Origin of the sequence: Acidovorax sp. Root219, assembly GCF_001428665.1 — a bacterium.
Classification (GTDB): Bacteria; Pseudomonadota; Gammaproteobacteria; order Burkholderiales; family Burkholderiaceae_C; genus Acidovorax.
On record NZ_LMIJ01000023.1, the window covers coordinates 166563 to 182194 of the forward strand.

Annotated in this window: 12 protein-coding genes; 3 read left to right on the forward strand and 9 right to left on the reverse strand. The window is 67.1% G+C overall.

The annotated features are described in order from the left end of the window. Positions 1-201 precede the first annotated feature (201 nt). From rsgA to ASE28_RS21250, 3 genes are read right to left on the reverse strand one after another with little or no spacing between them, the layout of a single operon-like run. On the reverse strand, positions 202-1146 hold the full coding sequence (rsgA, locus tag ASE28_RS21240) for a ribosome small subunit-dependent GTPase A (protein ID WP_057268378.1): 945 nt from the start codon (positions 1144-1146) through the stop codon (positions 202-204). A 12-nt stretch (positions 1147-1158) separates the two neighbouring features. After that, the gene (locus tag ASE28_RS21245; RefSeq protein ID WP_057202008.1) at positions 1159-1509 is read right to left on the reverse strand and encodes a 4a-hydroxytetrahydrobiopterin dehydratase; all 351 of its coding nucleotides are present in this window, start codon (positions 1507-1509) and stop codon (positions 1159-1161) included. Next, complete coding sequence (locus tag ASE28_RS21250; protein ID WP_057268379.1) at positions 1506-2816, reverse strand: M48 family metallopeptidase; 1311 nt, start codon at positions 2814-2816, stop codon at positions 1506-1508. The genes ASE28_RS21245 and ASE28_RS21250 overlap by 4 nt, the downstream gene beginning before the upstream one ends. Before the next feature lie 38 nt (positions 2817-2854). On the opposite strand from ASE28_RS21250, the gene orn reads away from it, so the two are divergent. The 3 genes from orn to ASE28_RS21265 all read left to right on the forward strand — a co-directional run bounded on the left by orn (position 2855) and on the right by ASE28_RS21265 (position 7297). Then, on the forward strand, positions 2855-3442 hold the full coding sequence (orn, locus tag ASE28_RS21255) for an oligoribonuclease (RefSeq protein WP_057268490.1): 588 nt from the start codon (positions 2855-2857) through the stop codon (positions 3440-3442). A 324-nt stretch (positions 3443-3766) separates the two neighbouring features. After that, complete coding sequence (locus ASE28_RS21260) at positions 3767-5692, forward strand: DEAD/DEAH box helicase (protein ID WP_057268380.1); 1926 nt, start codon at positions 3767-3769, stop codon at positions 5690-5692. A gap of 135 nt (positions 5693-5827) precedes the next feature. Then, positions 5828-7297: a GGDEF domain-containing protein gene (locus tag ASE28_RS21265; protein ID WP_200961107.1), complete on the forward strand. Its 1470-nt coding sequence runs from the start codon at positions 5828-5830 to the stop codon at positions 7295-7297. A 24-nt stretch (positions 7298-7321) separates the two neighbouring features. Here the strand turns inward: ASE28_RS21265 and ASE28_RS21270 are convergent, their stop codons facing one another. From ASE28_RS21270 to bcsE, 6 genes are all read right to left on the reverse strand, one after another. After that, positions 7322-8554: a multidrug effflux MFS transporter gene (locus tag ASE28_RS21270; protein ID WP_057268381.1), complete on the reverse strand. Its 1233-nt coding sequence runs from the start codon at positions 8552-8554 to the stop codon at positions 7322-7324. Between the two features lie 189 nt (positions 8555-8743). Continuing rightward, the gene (gene bcsG / locus ASE28_RS21275; RefSeq protein WP_057268382.1) at positions 8744-10318 is read right to left on the reverse strand and encodes a cellulose biosynthesis protein BcsG; all 1575 of its coding nucleotides are present in this window, start codon (positions 10316-10318) and stop codon (positions 8744-8746) included. Next, positions 10315-12825, reverse strand: a complete 2511-nt coding sequence (gene bcsA / locus ASE28_RS21280; RefSeq protein WP_082608189.1) for a UDP-forming cellulose synthase catalytic subunit — start codon at positions 12823-12825, stop codon at positions 10315-10317. The genes bcsG and bcsA overlap by 4 nt, the downstream gene beginning before the upstream one ends. After that, a complete protein-coding gene (gene bcsQ, locus ASE28_RS21285; protein WP_057268383.1) occupies positions 12822-13610 on the reverse strand; it encodes a cellulose biosynthesis protein BcsQ in 789 nt (262 codons plus the stop codon). Before bcsQ ends, bcsA begins: the two co-directional genes overlap by 4 nt. A 25-nt stretch (positions 13611-13635) precedes the next feature. Next, positions 13636-13809, reverse strand: coding sequence for a hypothetical protein (locus tag ASE28_RS32275; RefSeq protein WP_157412458.1), 174 nt, complete (start codon positions 13807-13809; stop codon positions 13636-13638). Continuing rightward, on the reverse strand, positions 13806-15632 hold the full coding sequence (gene bcsE / locus ASE28_RS21290; RefSeq protein WP_157422081.1) for a cellulose biosynthesis protein BcsE: 1827 nt from the start codon (positions 15630-15632) through the stop codon (positions 13806-13808). Before bcsE ends, ASE28_RS32275 begins: the two co-directional genes overlap by 4 nt.

Consider the following 15632-nt stretch of genomic DNA (forward strand, 5'->3'; position numbering starts at 1 on the left):
CGCCCGCAGGGGGAACGCAGTGAGTTCTGCGGCACCACCCCAGGACCGAGCATCGCAGGTTGCCCGCAGCGAAGCGAAGGGACGCAGACTGCGGGGCGCTGTTTCTTTGCCTACTTTCTTTTTGCGCAAAAAGAAAGTAGGTGCGCCGCCGGGCGCACATCCCNGTTGGCACGCAGCAGAAGCAACCAAGAAGCCGAAACTTCAATACCGCGTATGGCTCAACTCAGCAAACAGATCCCCATAGATCCGGTACCGGTTCTCGCTGATCCCATCATCCGCAGGCCCGCGCTTGACCGCATCGATCACCCCACAGCCCGGCTCGTGCAGATGCGTGCAGTTGTAGAACTTGCAGTCCGTGGCGTGCGCCGCTATGTCGGGCATGCAGGCTGCCAGCTGCATGGGTGCGATGTGGTGCAGGCCGAACTCCTGGAAGCCCGGCGAGTCGATCAGCGCTGTGGTGCGCTCCTTGTCCATCCAGTACCAGTGCGTGCTGGTGGTGGTGTGCTTGCCGGAGTTCAGTGCCTGGGAGATCTCATTCGTGAGTACCGTGGCGCCGGGCACCAGGAGGTTGATCAGGGTGCTCTTGCCCGAGCCTGACGGGCCTAGCACCAGTGTGATCTTGCCCTTGAGGTGCTCCATCAGCAGGGCCCGGTCCACGTCGCTCGACAGGCGCAGCGACAGCGGCAGCACGCCGTAGTGCTTGCCTGAACCCATGTGGCGGTAGGGCAGCAGCCGCTCCCAGGCCCGTGCGAAGGGTTCGACCAGATCGCTCTTGTTGAGCGCGATGATGGGTTGGATGCGCGCCGCCTCAGCCGCGATCAGTGCGCGCGAGAGCTGGCTTTCGGAGAACACCGGTTCCGCTGCAATCAGGATCAGCACCTGGTCCAGATTGGCGGCAAACGACTTGGTGCGGATCTCGTCCTGGCGGTAGAACAGGTTGCGCCGCTCCTTGACCTTCTCGATGGTGCCTTCCTCGCCCTGGCCGGGTGGGGGCGCCTGCCAGAGCACATGGTCGCCCACCACGGCCTGGCTCTTCTTGCCGCGAGGATGGCAGATGCGGCGCTCGCCATCGGGGGTTTCGACCATGCAGTGGCGCCCGTGGCTGGCGACCACCGTGCCTTCCATGAGGGCGCTGCGCTCAGCCATGGTGTTGCGGCCTCATGAGGAAGTGACCAGTGCGTCGAAGCGCGTGGCGCATTCGAAGTCGGTGCTGGAGATGCCTTTCACGTCGTGCGTGTTCAGGCGCACCACGCAGCGGTTGTAGTGCACGGACAGGTCGGGGTGGTGGTCCTGTGCGTTGGCGATGAAGGCCACGGCATTCACGAACGAGATGGTCTCGTGGTAGTTGGCGAAGTGGTAGGTCTTCTCGATGGCCACGTTGGCGCCATCGCCGGTCAGGCTCCAGCCCTCCAGCTTGGCGAGCTGGGTGACCACTTCGGTCGCCGTCAGCGCGCGGCGCGTGATGGCCGACCAGTCTTTTTTCTTGAGCATCGAGGAGGGGGCTGTCATGGGGTCAGAGTCGGTGTGTGCATGCGTGCCAGCCGTTCGGTGGCAGGCGGGTGTGAATAGTAGAAACTCACGTAGAGCGGGTCGGGCGTCAGCGTGGAGGCGTTGTCCTCGTACAGCTTGAGCAGGGCCGAGGACAGATCCGCACCACTGGCCTGGGCGACGGCATAGGCGTCGGCCTGGAATTCATGGCGGCGCGATTGCCGTGCGAAGAGCGGGGAGATGAAGAAGGTGAACACCGGCACGGCCAGCATGAACAGCAGCAGTGCCAGGGCATCGTTCGGGGCGGACGCCACACCCGCGTCGAGCGAGATGCTGGGCCGCACGCCCAGGCCCGTGTAGAACCACACCTGGTTGGAGAGCCAGCCCAGCAGCGCGAAGCCCGCCAGGCTCATGGCGAACAGGCCCACAATGCGCTGGATGATGTGGCGGTGCTTGAAGTGCCCCAGTTCATGGGCCAGCACGGCTTCCACCTCGCCGGGCGCGAGCTGGCGCAGCAGCGTGTCGTAGAACACCACCCGCTTGGCCGCGCCAAAGCCCGTGAAGTACGCGTTGGCGTGCGCGCTGCGGCGGCTGCCGTCCATCACGAACAGGCCCTTGGCCGAGAAGCCGCAGCGCTGCATGAGGGCGGTGACGCGTGCCTTGAGCGACTCGTCTTCGAGCGGCTGGAATTTATTGAACAGCGGGGCGATGAAGGTCGGGTAGACCACCATCAGCAGCAGGTTGAAGCCCATCCAGAAGCCCCAGGCCCACAGCCACCACATCGGGCCGGCAGCCCCCATGAGCCACAGGATCAGCGCCGCGATGGGCAGCCCGATGAGGGCGCCCACCAGCAAACCCTTGAGCGCGTCGGCCAGCCACAGGCGCAGCGTCATCTTGTTGAAGCCAAAGCGCTCCTCCACCACGAAGGTCTGGTACAGCGAGAGCGGCAGGTCGATGAGCCCGCTGATGGCCGCGAACGCCGCCAGCAGGGCGAGCTGCTGCCACATGCCGCCGCCCAGCACGGCGAGCAGGGCCTGGTTCAGGGCATCCAGGCCGCCAAGCAAGGTCCAGCCCAGCAGCACGGCGGCACCGAGTGCCATTTCCAGCAGCCCCAAGCGTGCCTTGGTGATGGTGTAGTCGGCCGCCTTCTGGTGCGCGGCCAGGGGGATGCGTTCGGCAAACGCCGCAGGCACGCTGGCACGGTGGCCTGCCACGTGGCGGATCTGCCGGCTGGCCAGCCAGAACTTGAGCGCCAGGCCGATGACCAGGGCCGCGGCAAAGGCCAGCGTGAGCAGCATCGAGGGGGAGAAGTCTTCTGTGTTCGGCATGTACCGGGGAGTTTAGGGGATAGGAGACAATGCGCGCCATGTCAGAAACCAACAACCCCACCCCCGTAAAGCTCGCCAAATCGGACCAGAACCTGGTCTGGCTCGATTGCGAAATGACCGGCCTGGAGCCCGACACCGACCGCCTGCTGGAGATCGCCGTGGTCGTGACCGGCCCCACCCTGGAGCCCCGCGTCGAAGGCCCCGTGTTTGCGATCCACCAGTCGGACGAACTGCTCAATGGCATGGATGCCTGGAACAAGGGCACCCACGGCCGCAGCGGCCTGATCGACAAGGTCAAGGCGTCCACCGTGACCGAGGCCGAGGCCGAGCAGCAGATCATCGCCTTCCTGGCCCAGTACGTGCCCAAGGGCAAGGCGCCCATGTGCGGCAACAGCATCGGGCAGGACCGGCGCTTTCTGGTGCGCTACATGCCCAAGCTGGAACAGTTCTTCCACTACCGCAACGTCGATGTGAGCACCCTCAAGGAACTGGCCAAGCGCTGGAAGCCCGAGGCCTACACCAGCTTCAAGAAGGCGCAAAAGCACACGGCCCTGGCCGATGTGCACGAATCCATCGACGAGCTCGCGCACTACCGCCAGCACCTGCTGTCGGTGGAGGTGAAGTAGATCTCCTAGGCGCTCGGGTTCCCTTCCCGGTCATGGGAGGGGCCGTGCGGCTTGCAAGTTTTCGAAGTTGAGGGGTATTGCGGGGAAACCCTTAATCGTGCCATAATCGCTGGCTGCGCAGGAATACCTCGCAGATTGTGCATCTCCCCTCACACACCGGGCTTGCCAGCCGACTGTCCAAGACAGTGCAGGACTGGCGAATAACGCCCACCCGCCTTGACCTTCTGAGTCAGCGCAGGTTTCGTTTGATGGTTGATGTTTTTTAACCATTTAACGAAGCCAACCGTGGGCTCCGCCTGCGGCCGTCTTCGTGAGAGAAAAATCATGACCGACACCTCCTTGGTGCAGGGCGAATTCGCGCCTGCCGACACTTCCTTTGCTGCCGACATTTCCGTGCAGTCCTCCCCCCTCGACGCCGTGGTGGAATCCGCCGCTGAAGCCGATGCCGCCGTGACCGCCGAACCCAATGGTTTCGTGGAACTGGGCCTGGCCCCTGAACTCGTGCAGGCCGTGGCCGACCTGGGCTACACCCAGCCCACCAGCGTGCAGCTCAAGGCCATTCCCCTGGCCATGGGCAGCGATGCCTCGAAGTTCATCGACCTGATGGTCTCCAGCCAGACCGGCTCGGGCAAGACCGCCGCCTTCCTGCTGCCCGTGCTGCACACGCTGATCAACCAGCAAGCCGCTGCCGAAGCCGAAGAACGCGCTGCCTTTGATCGTTCCGTGGCCGAAGCCGCCGAGCGTGGCGAACCTGCTCCCAAGCGCGCCAAGCGCAAGGACCCCACCAGCTCGCGCAACTTCAAGGCCGCCACTCCTGGCGCCCTGATCCTGTGCCCCACGCGTGAACTGGCGCAACAGGTGGCACACGACGCCATCGACCTGGTCAAGCATTGCCGTGGCCTGCGCGTTGCCAACGTGGTGGGCGGCATGCCTTACCAGTTGCAGATCGCCAAGCTGCAGAACGCCGACCTCGTGGTCGCCACCCCCGGCCGCCTGCTGGACCTGCAGCGCTCGATGCAGATCAAGCTCGACAAGGTGCAATTCCTGGTCGTCGACGAAGCCGACCGCATGCTCGATCTGGGCTTCTCGGACGACCTGGCCGAACTGAACCAGCTGACCAGCCAGCGCAAGCAGACCATGATGTTCAGCGCCACGTTCGCGCCGCGCATCCAGCAACTGGCCATGCGCGTGATGCACGACGGCGGTTCGTCGGTGCAGAAGGTGACCATTGATTCTCCACAAGAGAAGCACGCCAACATCAAGCAGATGCTGTACTGGGCCGACAACGCCCAGCACAAGCGCAAGCTGCTGGACCACTGGCTGCGTGACACCACGATCAACCAGGCCATCGTTTTCGCCAGTACCCAGGTGGAGTGCGACGGCCTGGCCAACGACCTGCAACAAGAAGGCTTCTCGGCCGTGGCACTGCACGGTGCCCTGAGCCAGGGCCTGCGCAACCGCCGCCTGATGGCGCTGCGCGCCGGCCAGGTGCAGATCCTGGTGGCGACCGATGTGGCTGCCCGCGGCATCGACGTGCCCACGATCACCCACGTGTTCAACTTCGGCCTGCCCATGAAGGCAGAGGACTACACCCACCGCATCGGCCGTACCGGCCGTGCTGGCCGCGACGGCCTGGCTGTGACCTTCGCCGAGTTCCGCGATCGCCGCAAGATTTTCGACATCGAAAGCTACAGCCGCCAGCAGTTCAAATCGGAAGTGATCGCCGGCATGGAACCCACGCAGCGCTCGCCCCAGGCACCGCGCGGTGGCGACTTCGGCGGTGGCCGTGGTGCCCCAGGCCGTTCGTACGACAACCGTGAAAACCCATCGCGCGGCCGCTTCAATGGCCCCGCACGTGGTAATGACCGCGGTGGCAACGACCGTGGCGGTTTCGGTGGTGGCTTTGGCGGCGGCTTTGCCGGCCGTGGCAGCGACAACCGCGGCGCCCCCCAGGGTGGCGGCCGTGAAGGTGGCTACCAGGGTGGCAACGGTGGCGGCGGCTACGGCGCTCCCCGTGAAGACCGTGGCTTTGGTGGTGGCGCTCCCCGCCGCGATGCCGATGGCTATGGCCGCAAGCCAGGCTTTGGTGACGCGGGCCAGGGCCGCTTTGCCCCCCGTGCCGACGCCGGTGCACCGCGTGGTGACTTTGCTCCCCGCAAGCCCGCATTCTCCAAGCCAGCCGGCGCTGGCGGCGCCAAGCCGTTCGTGGCCCACGACGCACGCAAGCGTCCTGCCCGTCCTGCACGCTGATCACACAGACACCCTGGTCTGAAGGTCATGAAGGGCTGGCACCGCAAGGTGCCAGCCCTTTTTTGCGTCGGCAGATTGCACAGGCCCGGTTTTCCCTGGCCATGTCGTCAATAATTGCCCACGGAGGAAATTGTCGTGGTGTCATCTCTATCCTCGGGGGCCGACTACGAGCACATGTTCGAGTTGACGCCCGTGTCGTTGTGGCTTGAGGACTTCAGCGAACTCAAGCAGCTGTTCGACGGCTGGCGCGCGCAAGGGGTGACCGATATCCGCGCGCACCTGTCCGAGGACCGGGCCCGCCTGCGCCAGTGCAGCGCATCGCTGCGCGTCCTGCAGGTCAACCGCCGCACACTCGAGCTGTTCTCTGCCAACAGCCTGGAGCACCTGGTCGCCAACCTGGACAAGGTCTTTCGCGACGACCGGCACGACACCGCCGCGCACGAGCTGGCGCAGCTGTGGGACGGGCAGCTGGAGTTCTCCAACCAGACCGTGAACTACGCGCTCGATGGCCGGCGCCTGGACGTGCAGGTGCGTGCGCGCATCTTGCCCGGCCACGAGCACGACTGGAGCCGCGTGCTCGTTTCGCTCGAAGACAACACCGTGCAGTTCAACGATGCGCGCCGCATCCAGCGCAGCGAGCAGTACGCGCGCGACCTGTTCGAGCATTCGCCCGTGTCGCTGTGGGTCGAGGACTTCAGCGCGGTCAAGAACCTGCTCGATGGCGTGCGTGCCCAGGGCATCGGCGATTTCAAGACCTTCCTCAAGGTGCACCCGGACTTCGTGGCCCGCTGCATGCAGGAGATCCGCGTCATCGACGTGAACCAGCAGACCTTGCGCATGTTCGGTGCCTCCAGCAAGGAGATGCTGCTCAACAGCATCGGCCGCGTGTTCCGTGGCGAGATGCACGAATCCTTTGGCGAACAACTGCAGGACCTGTGGGAGGGCAAGACCTTCCAGCAGCGCGAGGTGGTGAACTATTCGCTCTCGGGCGATGCGGTGAACATCCACATGCAGTTCTCGGTGCCCGACAGCCACCGGCACGACTGGGGCCTGGTGCTGCTGTCGCTGGTGGACATCACCGCCCGCAAGAAGGCCGAAGCCTACCTCGAGTACCTGGGCAAGCACGACGTGCTGACCCAGTTGCGCAACCGCGCCTTCTATGCCGAAGAGCTCAACCGGCTCACGCGCAAGGGGCCCTGGCCGCTGTCCGTCATCGCCATCGACCTCAACGGCCTCAAGGTCGTCAACGATGAGCAGGGCCATGCGGCCGGTGACTCCATGCTGCGCCGCGTGGGCGAGGTGCTGGCCAAGGCCGTGGATGCCCCGGCCTGTGCGGCACGCATCGGTGGCGACGAGTTCACCGTGCTGCTGCCGGGCACCGACGAGCGCGGTGCCCTGGCATTGCAGGAGCGCATCATCTCCATGCTGGACCTGAACAACCAGTTCTACCCCGGCCAGCACCTGAGCCTGGCCATGGGTATTGCCAGCTGCCAGTCGGGCGATGCGGTGGAGGCGACCATCAACCGTGCCGACCAGGCCATGTACGCGGAAAAGAACCGCTACTACCAGCAAAAGAACATCGACCGCCGGCAACCGGGGTCGTGATGCCGGAGCCGGTGCCGGGGCGGGTCAGAGATTGACGGGCATGCGGCCGATGTCGGGCCAGCGGTGGTGCAGGTAGATCCAGGCCAGCATGCCGATGCCCATCATCAGCAAGGATGACAGGGCCAGCCAAATGGTCGAATGCATCACCAGCGGGGCGATCACGCCCGCCACCAGCCCGTTGGCCGTGGAACCCACGAAGGCCTGCATCGATGAGGCCATGCCCCGCCGCTCGGGGTACAGGTCCAGCACCAGCAGGGTCACCACCGGCACCATGAGGGCCCAGCCAAAGGCAAACACCGCAATCGGCAGCAGTGCCCACCAGGCATGCGGTGGGAACAGCAGGTTGGCCGCCAGGTTCAGCAGCGCCACCGTGAACATGATCAGAAAGCCGTGGCGGATCTGCCGCTTGGGTGGAATGCGCCCGGCCAGGCGCCCGCTGAGCCACGCTCCGCCCATGATGCCCGAGATGGTAAGGATGAAGAACCAGAAGAACTGCGTGGGTGCCAGCGACAGGTGATCCCCCAGGAAGGCGGGCGCCGACAGCACGTACAGGAACATGCCATTGAAGGGCACACCGCTGGCCAGCGCCAGCAGCACAAAACGCGCGCTCGAACCCAGCTGCACGTAGCCCTGCATCAGGTGGCGCACGTTGAAGGGCTGGCGCTGCTCGATGTGCAGCGTCTCGGGCAGCAGCCGGTAGTTGGCCGTCCACAGCACCACGCCCACCAGGGTCAGGAACCAGAAGATGCTGTGCCAGCCGGTGTGCACGAACAGCCAGCCACCGACGATGGGCGCGATGGCCGGGGCCACGCCGAAATAGATCGTGACCTGGCTCATCACCTTCTGCGCCTGGGCGGGCGGGAACATGTCGCGGATCACCGCCCGCGAGACCACGATGCCCGCGCCCGTGGACAGGCCTTGCAGCGCACGGAACACCACCAATTGCCCGATGGTCTGCGACAGCGCGCAGCCCGCCGATGCCAGCGTGAACACCGCAATGCCCCAGAGGATCACCGGCCGGCGGCCGAAGCTGTCGGCCAGCGCACCATGGAACAGGCTCATGAAGGCAAAGCCGAACAGGTAGGCCGACAGCGTCTGCTGCATCTCCACCGGCGTGGCACCCAGCGCCGCCGCGATACCCGAAAACGCCGGGATGTAGGTGTCGATGGAGAACGGCCCCAGCATGCCCAGAACCGCCAGCAGCACCGCCAGGGCCCAACGGGGTGCTTTCCAGAGCAGATGGGCTTGTGGATTCATGCGGGAGGAGCCGGGAGTTCGTGAGGGGTGCGCCGCAGGCGGGCAGGAAAGAGGCCCGACGCTTGGCGGGCTCTCCGACCGATTATGCGGGAAGCGGCGGCCTGCGGCACAGTGCCAGCGCAATCCCTGCACCAGATTGGGGCTGTCCGGCCGGCACCCAGGCGCAAAGCGCCCCAGGGCACCGATGTATCAGTAGGTATACGGAATCCACTCCCCGTTGCCCGACTTCATCATGTACTTGCCGGCGGCGTTGCGCATCACGATCACGTCCGCGTTCTCCGAGACGAAAGGCGTCGTCTCGGGCGCCTGCACGCGCTCGGCCAGGGGGCGGGCCGATGCGGCATAGGGGCTGTCGCTGAGCAGATCACCCAACAGCGTGAACAGGCCCAGGTAGCTCATGGGCTGGTTCACCACCACCGGCGCGGCGGGCGGCGCGTCCGCAGCCTTCTTCATGCCGACCAGCTTCACGGCGGCCGGCACGAGGGTGATGCGCGGGCCCGGGATCTCGCGCATGCCCGAGATCTGGATCTTGTCGCCGCGCAGCGAGGCGCCGTGCTCGGGCACCAGCACCACCACCACCGGGCGGCCAGCGGTCTCCAGCTCCGTGATGAACTTGTCGAAGTCGGCCATCAGCTGCACCAGGCGCGGCTTGTAGGTATCGAGGCTGCTGCGCGAGCTCATGCCCGGCACGCGGTTGCCATCGTGCAGCGAGATGGTGTTGTAGTACATCGCCACCGGCGCGCCGCCGCTCTGGGCGCTGCGCTTCTTCCACCACTGCGACAACAGGGCGTAGTCGTTGTAGATCGGCGAGCCATCGAAATTCTGCATGTGCACCGGCGCATCCTGGTTGCGCTGCAGCTTGCCGGCCAGGCCCCCGCGCTGCTCCAGGGTGTGGGCGAACTCTTCGTAGAGGCCATCATGGTTCAGCAGGCCCGCCGTCTGGTAGCCCAGTTTTTCCAGGTTGGGGAACACGTAGCACTGCGGATCGATGCCCTCGTAGAGCTTCTTGTGCGGCGTCTGCCCACAGGAGCCGTGCAGCACCCGCAGGGAGGCCGGGCCGCTGTAGCTGGCCGCGCTGTTGAAGTTGGTGAACAGCACATCGAAGCGCTGCAGCAGCGGGTGGTTGCGCTGGCCCACGAACTCCATGTCGTCCCAGGACAGCGAGCACACGTGCAGCAGGATGATGTCGAAGGGGGGCGTGCTGCCCGCGGCCGAGGTGAACTGCAGGCGTTTCTGGCCCTCGCTGGCGTAGAACTTCTGCAACAGGGCATCGGGGTCCGAGGCATCGGCCGGCTGCGTGCCATCGCCCTGGCTGGCCAGGGTGCCGCCGGCTTCATTTTCCTGGGCCTTGTGCTCCTGGATGGCCGCCACCAGCGGTACGCTGAGGATGCCGGCCAGGGCGAAGGTGGCAAAGCGCACGCGGCGCGCCAGCGCTGCGTACAGGCACAGTCCGGCAATGGCCAGCACCAGCGCCGCAGGATTCACCAGCCGTGTGGCCAGCTCCAGCCAGTAGTCTGCGCTGAAGCCGGCCAGCGCCTTGAGCTGCGAGAGCACGCGTGCCGGCGTGGGCAGGTAGGAGTCGTGGTAGAGCAGCGCCAGCGCCGCCGGCCAGGCCAGCACCGCGCGGGTGCGCCGCAGCAGCCGGTGGCCAATGGGTGGCAGCAGCGCCAGCCACAGCAGCAGGTTCAGCCACCAGTTGAAGCCGATGTAGCCGGTGAAGGTCAGGCCGACCTTGGCCAGGAAATACAGGTTCCAGTAGCTCATGCACGCAGCCTTTGTTGCCCGCGCTGGCCACCCAGCGGCCAGCGGGCCTTGGCGGCATCCACCAGCGATCCCCAGAACTTGCGGTAGCCCAGCACCCCCAGCTGCGCGATCTCCTGCAGGCCGTGCAGGGGGCGGTCGGTGTCATGGCTGTCGTTCCACTCGCGCCAGGTGTCGGGGCGCGCGAAGGTGCACTGCACCAGGTCAATCTGTTGTTCGCGGGTCATGGGGTCGAATTGCAGGCCCGTGGCGCTCTGGCCCCGGTGCAGCATGATGGTGGCAGGGAAAGTGCATTCGGTATCGCCGCGCCACAGGCCCACCTGGACCTGCTCGCCCACGGTGAGCTGCGTGCCTTGCGGCAGCTGCAGGCCCACGCCGGTCATCGAGAAATCGGTGCACACGGCCGTCAGCACGCTGCCGTCGTCCTGGTACAGGGTGGCCTGCAGCTGCGTGGACACGCGGTGCATGCGGCGCACCTGGCGTGCCTCGGAGGCCACGCCCAGCGCCGCGCCCAGCATCAGGATGCTGTAGGTGGTCCACAGCAGGTTCAGCAGCACCGTGGCGGTCTCCTCGGTGTTCCAGAAGAACAGGCGCATGAGCCCCATGCCGAAGGCGGCGAAGTTCAGCAGCACCAGCACCGTGTAGGGGCGCGAGATCACCCAGTCGAAATAAGGCTGGTCCACCAGCCCGCCCTTGGCGGTGACGTTGAACTTGCCCAGGCGCGGGTTGATCAGCGCCACCGTGGTCGGCAGGGCCACGTACCAGGCCAGCACCGTCTCGTAGACCTCGGCCCAGAAGGTGTGCCGGTGTTCGCCCTGCACGTGGGCGTTGGCGATATTCGATTGCAGGATGTAGGGCAGTACGTACAGCGCGATCATGATGGCGCCAGCGTTGATGATGTGCCACTCGAAGAACAGGAAGGCCATGGGCGCGGTGAGGAACACCAGCCGCGGCAGCCCGAAGAAGAAGTGCACCATGGCATTGGCATAGCAGATGCGCTGCCACAGCGTGAGCCCCTTGCCCGTGAAGGGGTTGTCCACGCGGAAGATCTGAGCCATGCCGCGCGCCCAGCGGATGCGCTGGCCCACGTGGGCCGACAGGCTCTCGGTGGCCAGGCCGGCGGCCTGCGTCTCGTTGATGTAGGCCGTGGTGTAGCCGCGCCGGTGCAGCTTCAAGGCCGTATGCGCGTCCTCGGTCACCGTCTCCACGGCGATGCCGCCCACTTCCATCAGCGGGCCGCGGCGTATCACCGCGCAGGAGCCGCAGAAGAACGTGGCGTTCCAGAAATCGTTGCCGTCCTGGATCAGGCCGTAGAACAGCGCGCCCTCGTTGGGCACGCGGCGGAAGGTGCCCAGGTTGCGCTCGAACGGGTCGGGCGAGAAGAAATGGTGCGGCGTCTGCAGCATGGCGCACTTGGGGTCGCGCTGGAACCAGCCCACGGCGGTGGTCAAGAAGGAGCGCGTGGGGATGTGGTCGCAGTCGAAGATGGCGACCAGCTCGCCGTCCGTCTTGGCCAGCGCGTGGTTCAGGTTGCCGGCCTTGGCATGGTTGTTGTCGGGGCGCACGATGTAGCCCACGCCCATGGACTCGGCGAACTCGCGGAATTCCTCGCGCCGGCCGTCGTCCAGGATGAAGACCTTGACCTTGTCCTTGGGCCAGTCCAGCGCCATGGAGGCCAGCACCGTGGTGCGCACCACGCTCAGCGGCTCGTTGTAGGTGGGGATGTACACATCCACCGTGGGCCACGATGCCGGCATGCCCTGCAGTTCGGCCGGGCGGCGGTGCAGCGGCCACGCGGTCTGGATGAAGCCAAGCACCACCACCAGCCAGGTGTAGGCCTCGGCGGCCAGCAGGCCATAGCCGAGGAAGGACTCGATGACCGAGTCGAACTCGATGGACGAGGTGATGCGCCACCAGGCATAGCGGCCCATGGCCAGCAGGCTGATGGCGGCAAGGGCCAGCGACGGGTAGCGCCCGGGCAGGCGGCGCAGCACCAGCGACAGGCTCCAGCACAGCAGCATGAACAGGGTTTGCCCGAACCAGTTGAAGGGCGTGGTCATCACGACCAGGCCGGCCACCATGCCCACGGCCAGCACGGCCCAGCGCAGTCCGGGGATCTCCAGGGCGGGGGACAGCACCTGGTCAGCCAGGCGCATGCCTTTTCCCACATTGACGTGGGCGGCCAGGCGGTCCATGGCGCGCAGGAACAGCCGGATCGGCCAGAACACGGCGGTCAGCAGCAGCGCCAGGCTCTTCCAGCCCCAGCGCAGCACGAAGCCGAGGCCGGCAAACAGCCAGTGCAGCGGCTGCAGCAGCCAGGGCAGCAGGGCGCGCTCCGGGGTGGCGGGCAGCACCACGCAGCGCCACAGCCACATCCACCAGGGGGCGCCGGGCGCCACTTCGAGCTGGCGCGCCAACCAGGCCCACGCCAGGCGCAGCCGTGCGCGGGCGTGCTGCACTCGCGGGGTTTCAGCGGGCAGGGCCGCGCTGGTATCGGGTTGCGCCATCATGGCCGGCTGGCTCCCGCCACCAGCATCGACGGGGGCGCCTGGCGCTGGCCGGTGAGCCAGTTGCACACGCCCTGCAGGTCATGGGCAGACTGGGCCTGGGGCGCGAAACTGTGGACGCACATCGCGCGTGCCAGCGCGCGCGGGATGTTCTCGTCTTCGTGCAGCGTGTAGGGAATCAGCTGTTCGCCCCATTGCTGGCGCAGCGTCTGCAGGGCTTCGCGGTGCGAAATGCGGCGCGGGTCGAAGCGCGTCACCAGCACGCCCTGGTCGGCCGGTGCCGCTGCTGCCTCGTGCAGCATGGCCTGCACCCCGGCGGGGTCGGCGCAGGCGCGGGCAGAGGCCTCCAGCGTCACCAGCACCACATCGGCACAGCGCAGCGCTGCCCGCGCCAGGGGCGATGGCCACGCGGGCGTGTCCAGCACCACCGTGCAATCGTCGGGCACGTCGAGCAGTTCCAGCTGGTCCAGCAGCCAGCGCGGTTGCGCCTGCAGTTGCCGGTGCAGGGCTTCGATGGCATCGGGCGGCGCCTTGCCGAAGGGCAGCACGCTGACGCCGTCCGTGTTGTCGAAGCCGCCATCGGCCCACCACTGGCCCGCCGCTGCCAGGGGCGCCCAGCCCAGGGCACTGGGCTCTTGCATGCCCAGGTGCCTGGCGAGCAGGTTCTGGGCACACAGTTCCACCGCCAGGCAGGGCTGGCCCTGGCGCGCCAGGAGCGTGGCCAGGTGGGCGGCCAGGGTGGTTCGCCCCGATCCACCGAGCGGCGATACGATGGCAATCACGCGCATGCAGGGTCTCTCTTCATTCGTTCGGTCATTCCGCGCGGGGCGGGGTCACTGCCCCGGGGGGCGGCAGCTCAGGGCGGTAGGGCTGCACGCAGCGCAGCGGCCGGCGCGCGTGCCGCAGGCGGCGCAGCACCAGCCAGCAGGGCCAGGCCAGCAGCGCGCCCAGCACGGTGTAGAGCAGCAGCTCCATCAGGATCTTCATGCCATGGACCTCGGTGAGGGGCGCGGCACGGCACGCCGCCCAATGGGCCGGTGCTGCACGCCAGGCCCGGCGGCCATGGGCAGCAGCGGGCGGGATTCGGTGCCGGGCGCATCGGGCGCCGGGATGGGCGCGGTCGGCAGCGCTGCAGAGACCGGTGCCACCGCCTGCGCCACCAGCGCTGGGGCCGGTGAAGCGCTGGGCCGGGGGCTGTCCGCCAGGGCGGCGCTGTAGTCGGGCAGGCCCTTGCGCAGCGATTCCTGCAAGGGCGTCACCATGGCGCGGATGCCGGTGTCCGAGCTGTCGGTGGCTTCGCTGGAGAACAGCTGGGTCAATGGCAGCGTGAACAGGCGGTTGAGGGCCAGCTCGACGTCGGGTTCGCGGCAGGCGAACAGAAAGACGTAGACGCTTTCGTGGTCGGCCGTGAACAGGTCACCGTCGCGCGAGGTGTGGCAGGCGCGCAGGGCGTCGAGGTGGGGGATCTGCGCCAGCACGTTCAGCCGCACCAGACTGTGCGACAGGCCGATGCCGTGCGTGCGGTCCAGCATGCCGCGCACCAGGGTGCAGAACTGCGCGGGCGGCTGGTAGCCGCGCTCGCGCGCGGGCATGAAGCTGCCGAGCGCCTCTTCGTAGTCGGGGTGCACCTTGCGCGTGTGGCTCTGGGCGTTGATGTCCTGCAGCAGCTGCAGCAGCCGGGAGAAGCCCACTTCCTTGTAGACCACGGCGCTCGCACCCAGTTGCAGCAGGGCCTGCTCGCTGTGCGTGCGCAGCTTGCCCAGGTTTTCACGCACCACGATCTTGAGCGTGAGCGGGCGTGACAGGCGCAGCTGGTGCACCAGGCGCGCGCGCGCCTCGAAGTCCGACGCCTGGCCGGCGTCGATCAGCACCGTGGCGGCCACGCTTGCGGCGGCGGCCACTTCCATGTCGGCCAGGCTGTCGACGATGCGCCAGTGGCCGGGCACGCCGCGCTGGCCATCGACCGAGGCGCGTGTGGCGATCACCTCCGACTGGTCCACGGCCTCGACCAGCTCGCGCACGGCGCCGCGGGTGCGCGTGCCATCGGCGGCCAGGCGGCCCGATGCGCCGTCGTGCAGCAGGCCGAAGGCGGTCTGGAAGAGGGCGCCGGCATCGGTATTCCAGCGCTCCAGGCCCAGGCTCCAGCGGTCGGCCTCGGTGTGCAGCGTGGCGATGTGCATGGACATCTGGCACAGGTTGCGCAGCGCAGGCAGCAGCACCTCGGGTTCCAGCGGGGGAAAGAAGCCCAGCACCACGGGGCGCAGCCGCTCGCGGCACAGCGCACTGAGCTGGCGGCTCACGCGCGCCAGCTCGGTCACGCTCAGGCCCGTCAGCAGGCCCTGCGCATCGCAGGTGTACAGGGCGTGTTCGTCCTTGAGTCCCGTGCGCCTGAGCTCTTCCAGCAAGGGTGGCAGGCCGTGGCGCCGCACCTCGGCCTGCAGGCCGGGCGAGAGCACCCACAGCATGAGCCGGCCCGTGCGGTAGGCTTCGCGCACAGGAGGGCGCAGCAGCAGTTCATCCGCCCATGCGGTGCCCGATGCCACCAGGGCCACCGGGCCTGCAGCGACGGCATCCTCGATGAGGGCCGGGAACCACAGCGCCGCGCTGCTGTCGTCGGCTGCCACCAGCGACACCGGCACATGCGGCGGCAACTGCCCCACGCCGTCGGGCAGGCCTTCAATGCCGATGCGCGTGGGTACGGCGGCGCCGACCATGTCCTGGCGCGATGGGGGCCGCACGAGCCGGGCAACGGAGCGCAGCCAACCCGCAGGCGGGGCGGCTTTTCGCTGGGAGGAAGAGGCGGAGGGCAT

Bases quoted from the DNA above. Each gene is read 5' to 3' on its own strand.
- ASE28_RS21245 (WP_057202008.1), bottom strand. From the start codon at position 1,509: ATGACAGCCCCCTCCTCGATGCTCAAGAAAAAAGACTGGTCGGCCATC.
- rsgA (WP_057268378.1), bottom strand. From the start codon at position 1,146: ATGGCTGAGCGCAGCGCCCTCATGGAAGGCACGGTGGTCGCCAGCCAC.
- bcsE (WP_157422081.1), bottom strand. From the start codon at position 15,632: ATGCCCTCCGCCTCTTCCTCCCAGCGAAAAGCCGCCCCGCCTGCGGGT.
- ASE28_RS21270 (WP_057268381.1), bottom strand. From the start codon at position 8,554: ATGAATCCACAAGCCCATCTGCTCTGGAAAGCACCCCGTTGGGCCCTG.
- orn (WP_057268490.1), top strand. From the start codon at position 2,855: ATGTCAGAAACCAACAACCCCACCCCCGTAAAGCTCGCCAAATCGGAC.
- ASE28_RS21260 (WP_057268380.1), top strand. From the start codon at position 3,767: ATGACCGACACCTCCTTGGTGCAGGGCGAATTCGCGCCTGCCGACACT.
- bcsQ (WP_057268383.1), bottom strand. From the start codon at position 13,610: ATGCGCGTGATTGCCATCGTATCGCCGCTCGGTGGATCGGGGCGAACC.
- bcsG (WP_057268382.1), bottom strand. From the start codon at position 10,318: ATGAGCTACTGGAACCTGTATTTCCTGGCCAAGGTCGGCCTGACCTTC.
- ASE28_RS21250 (WP_057268379.1), bottom strand. From the start codon at position 2,816: ATGCCGAACACAGAAGACTTCTCCCCCTCGATGCTGCTCACGCTGGCC.
- bcsA (WP_082608189.1), bottom strand. From the start codon at position 12,825: ATGATGGCGCAACCCGATACCAGCGCGGCCCTGCCCGCTGAAACCCCG.
- ASE28_RS32275 (WP_157412458.1), bottom strand. From the start codon at position 13,809: ATGAAGATCCTGATGGAGCTGCTGCTCTACACCGTGCTGGGCGCGCTG.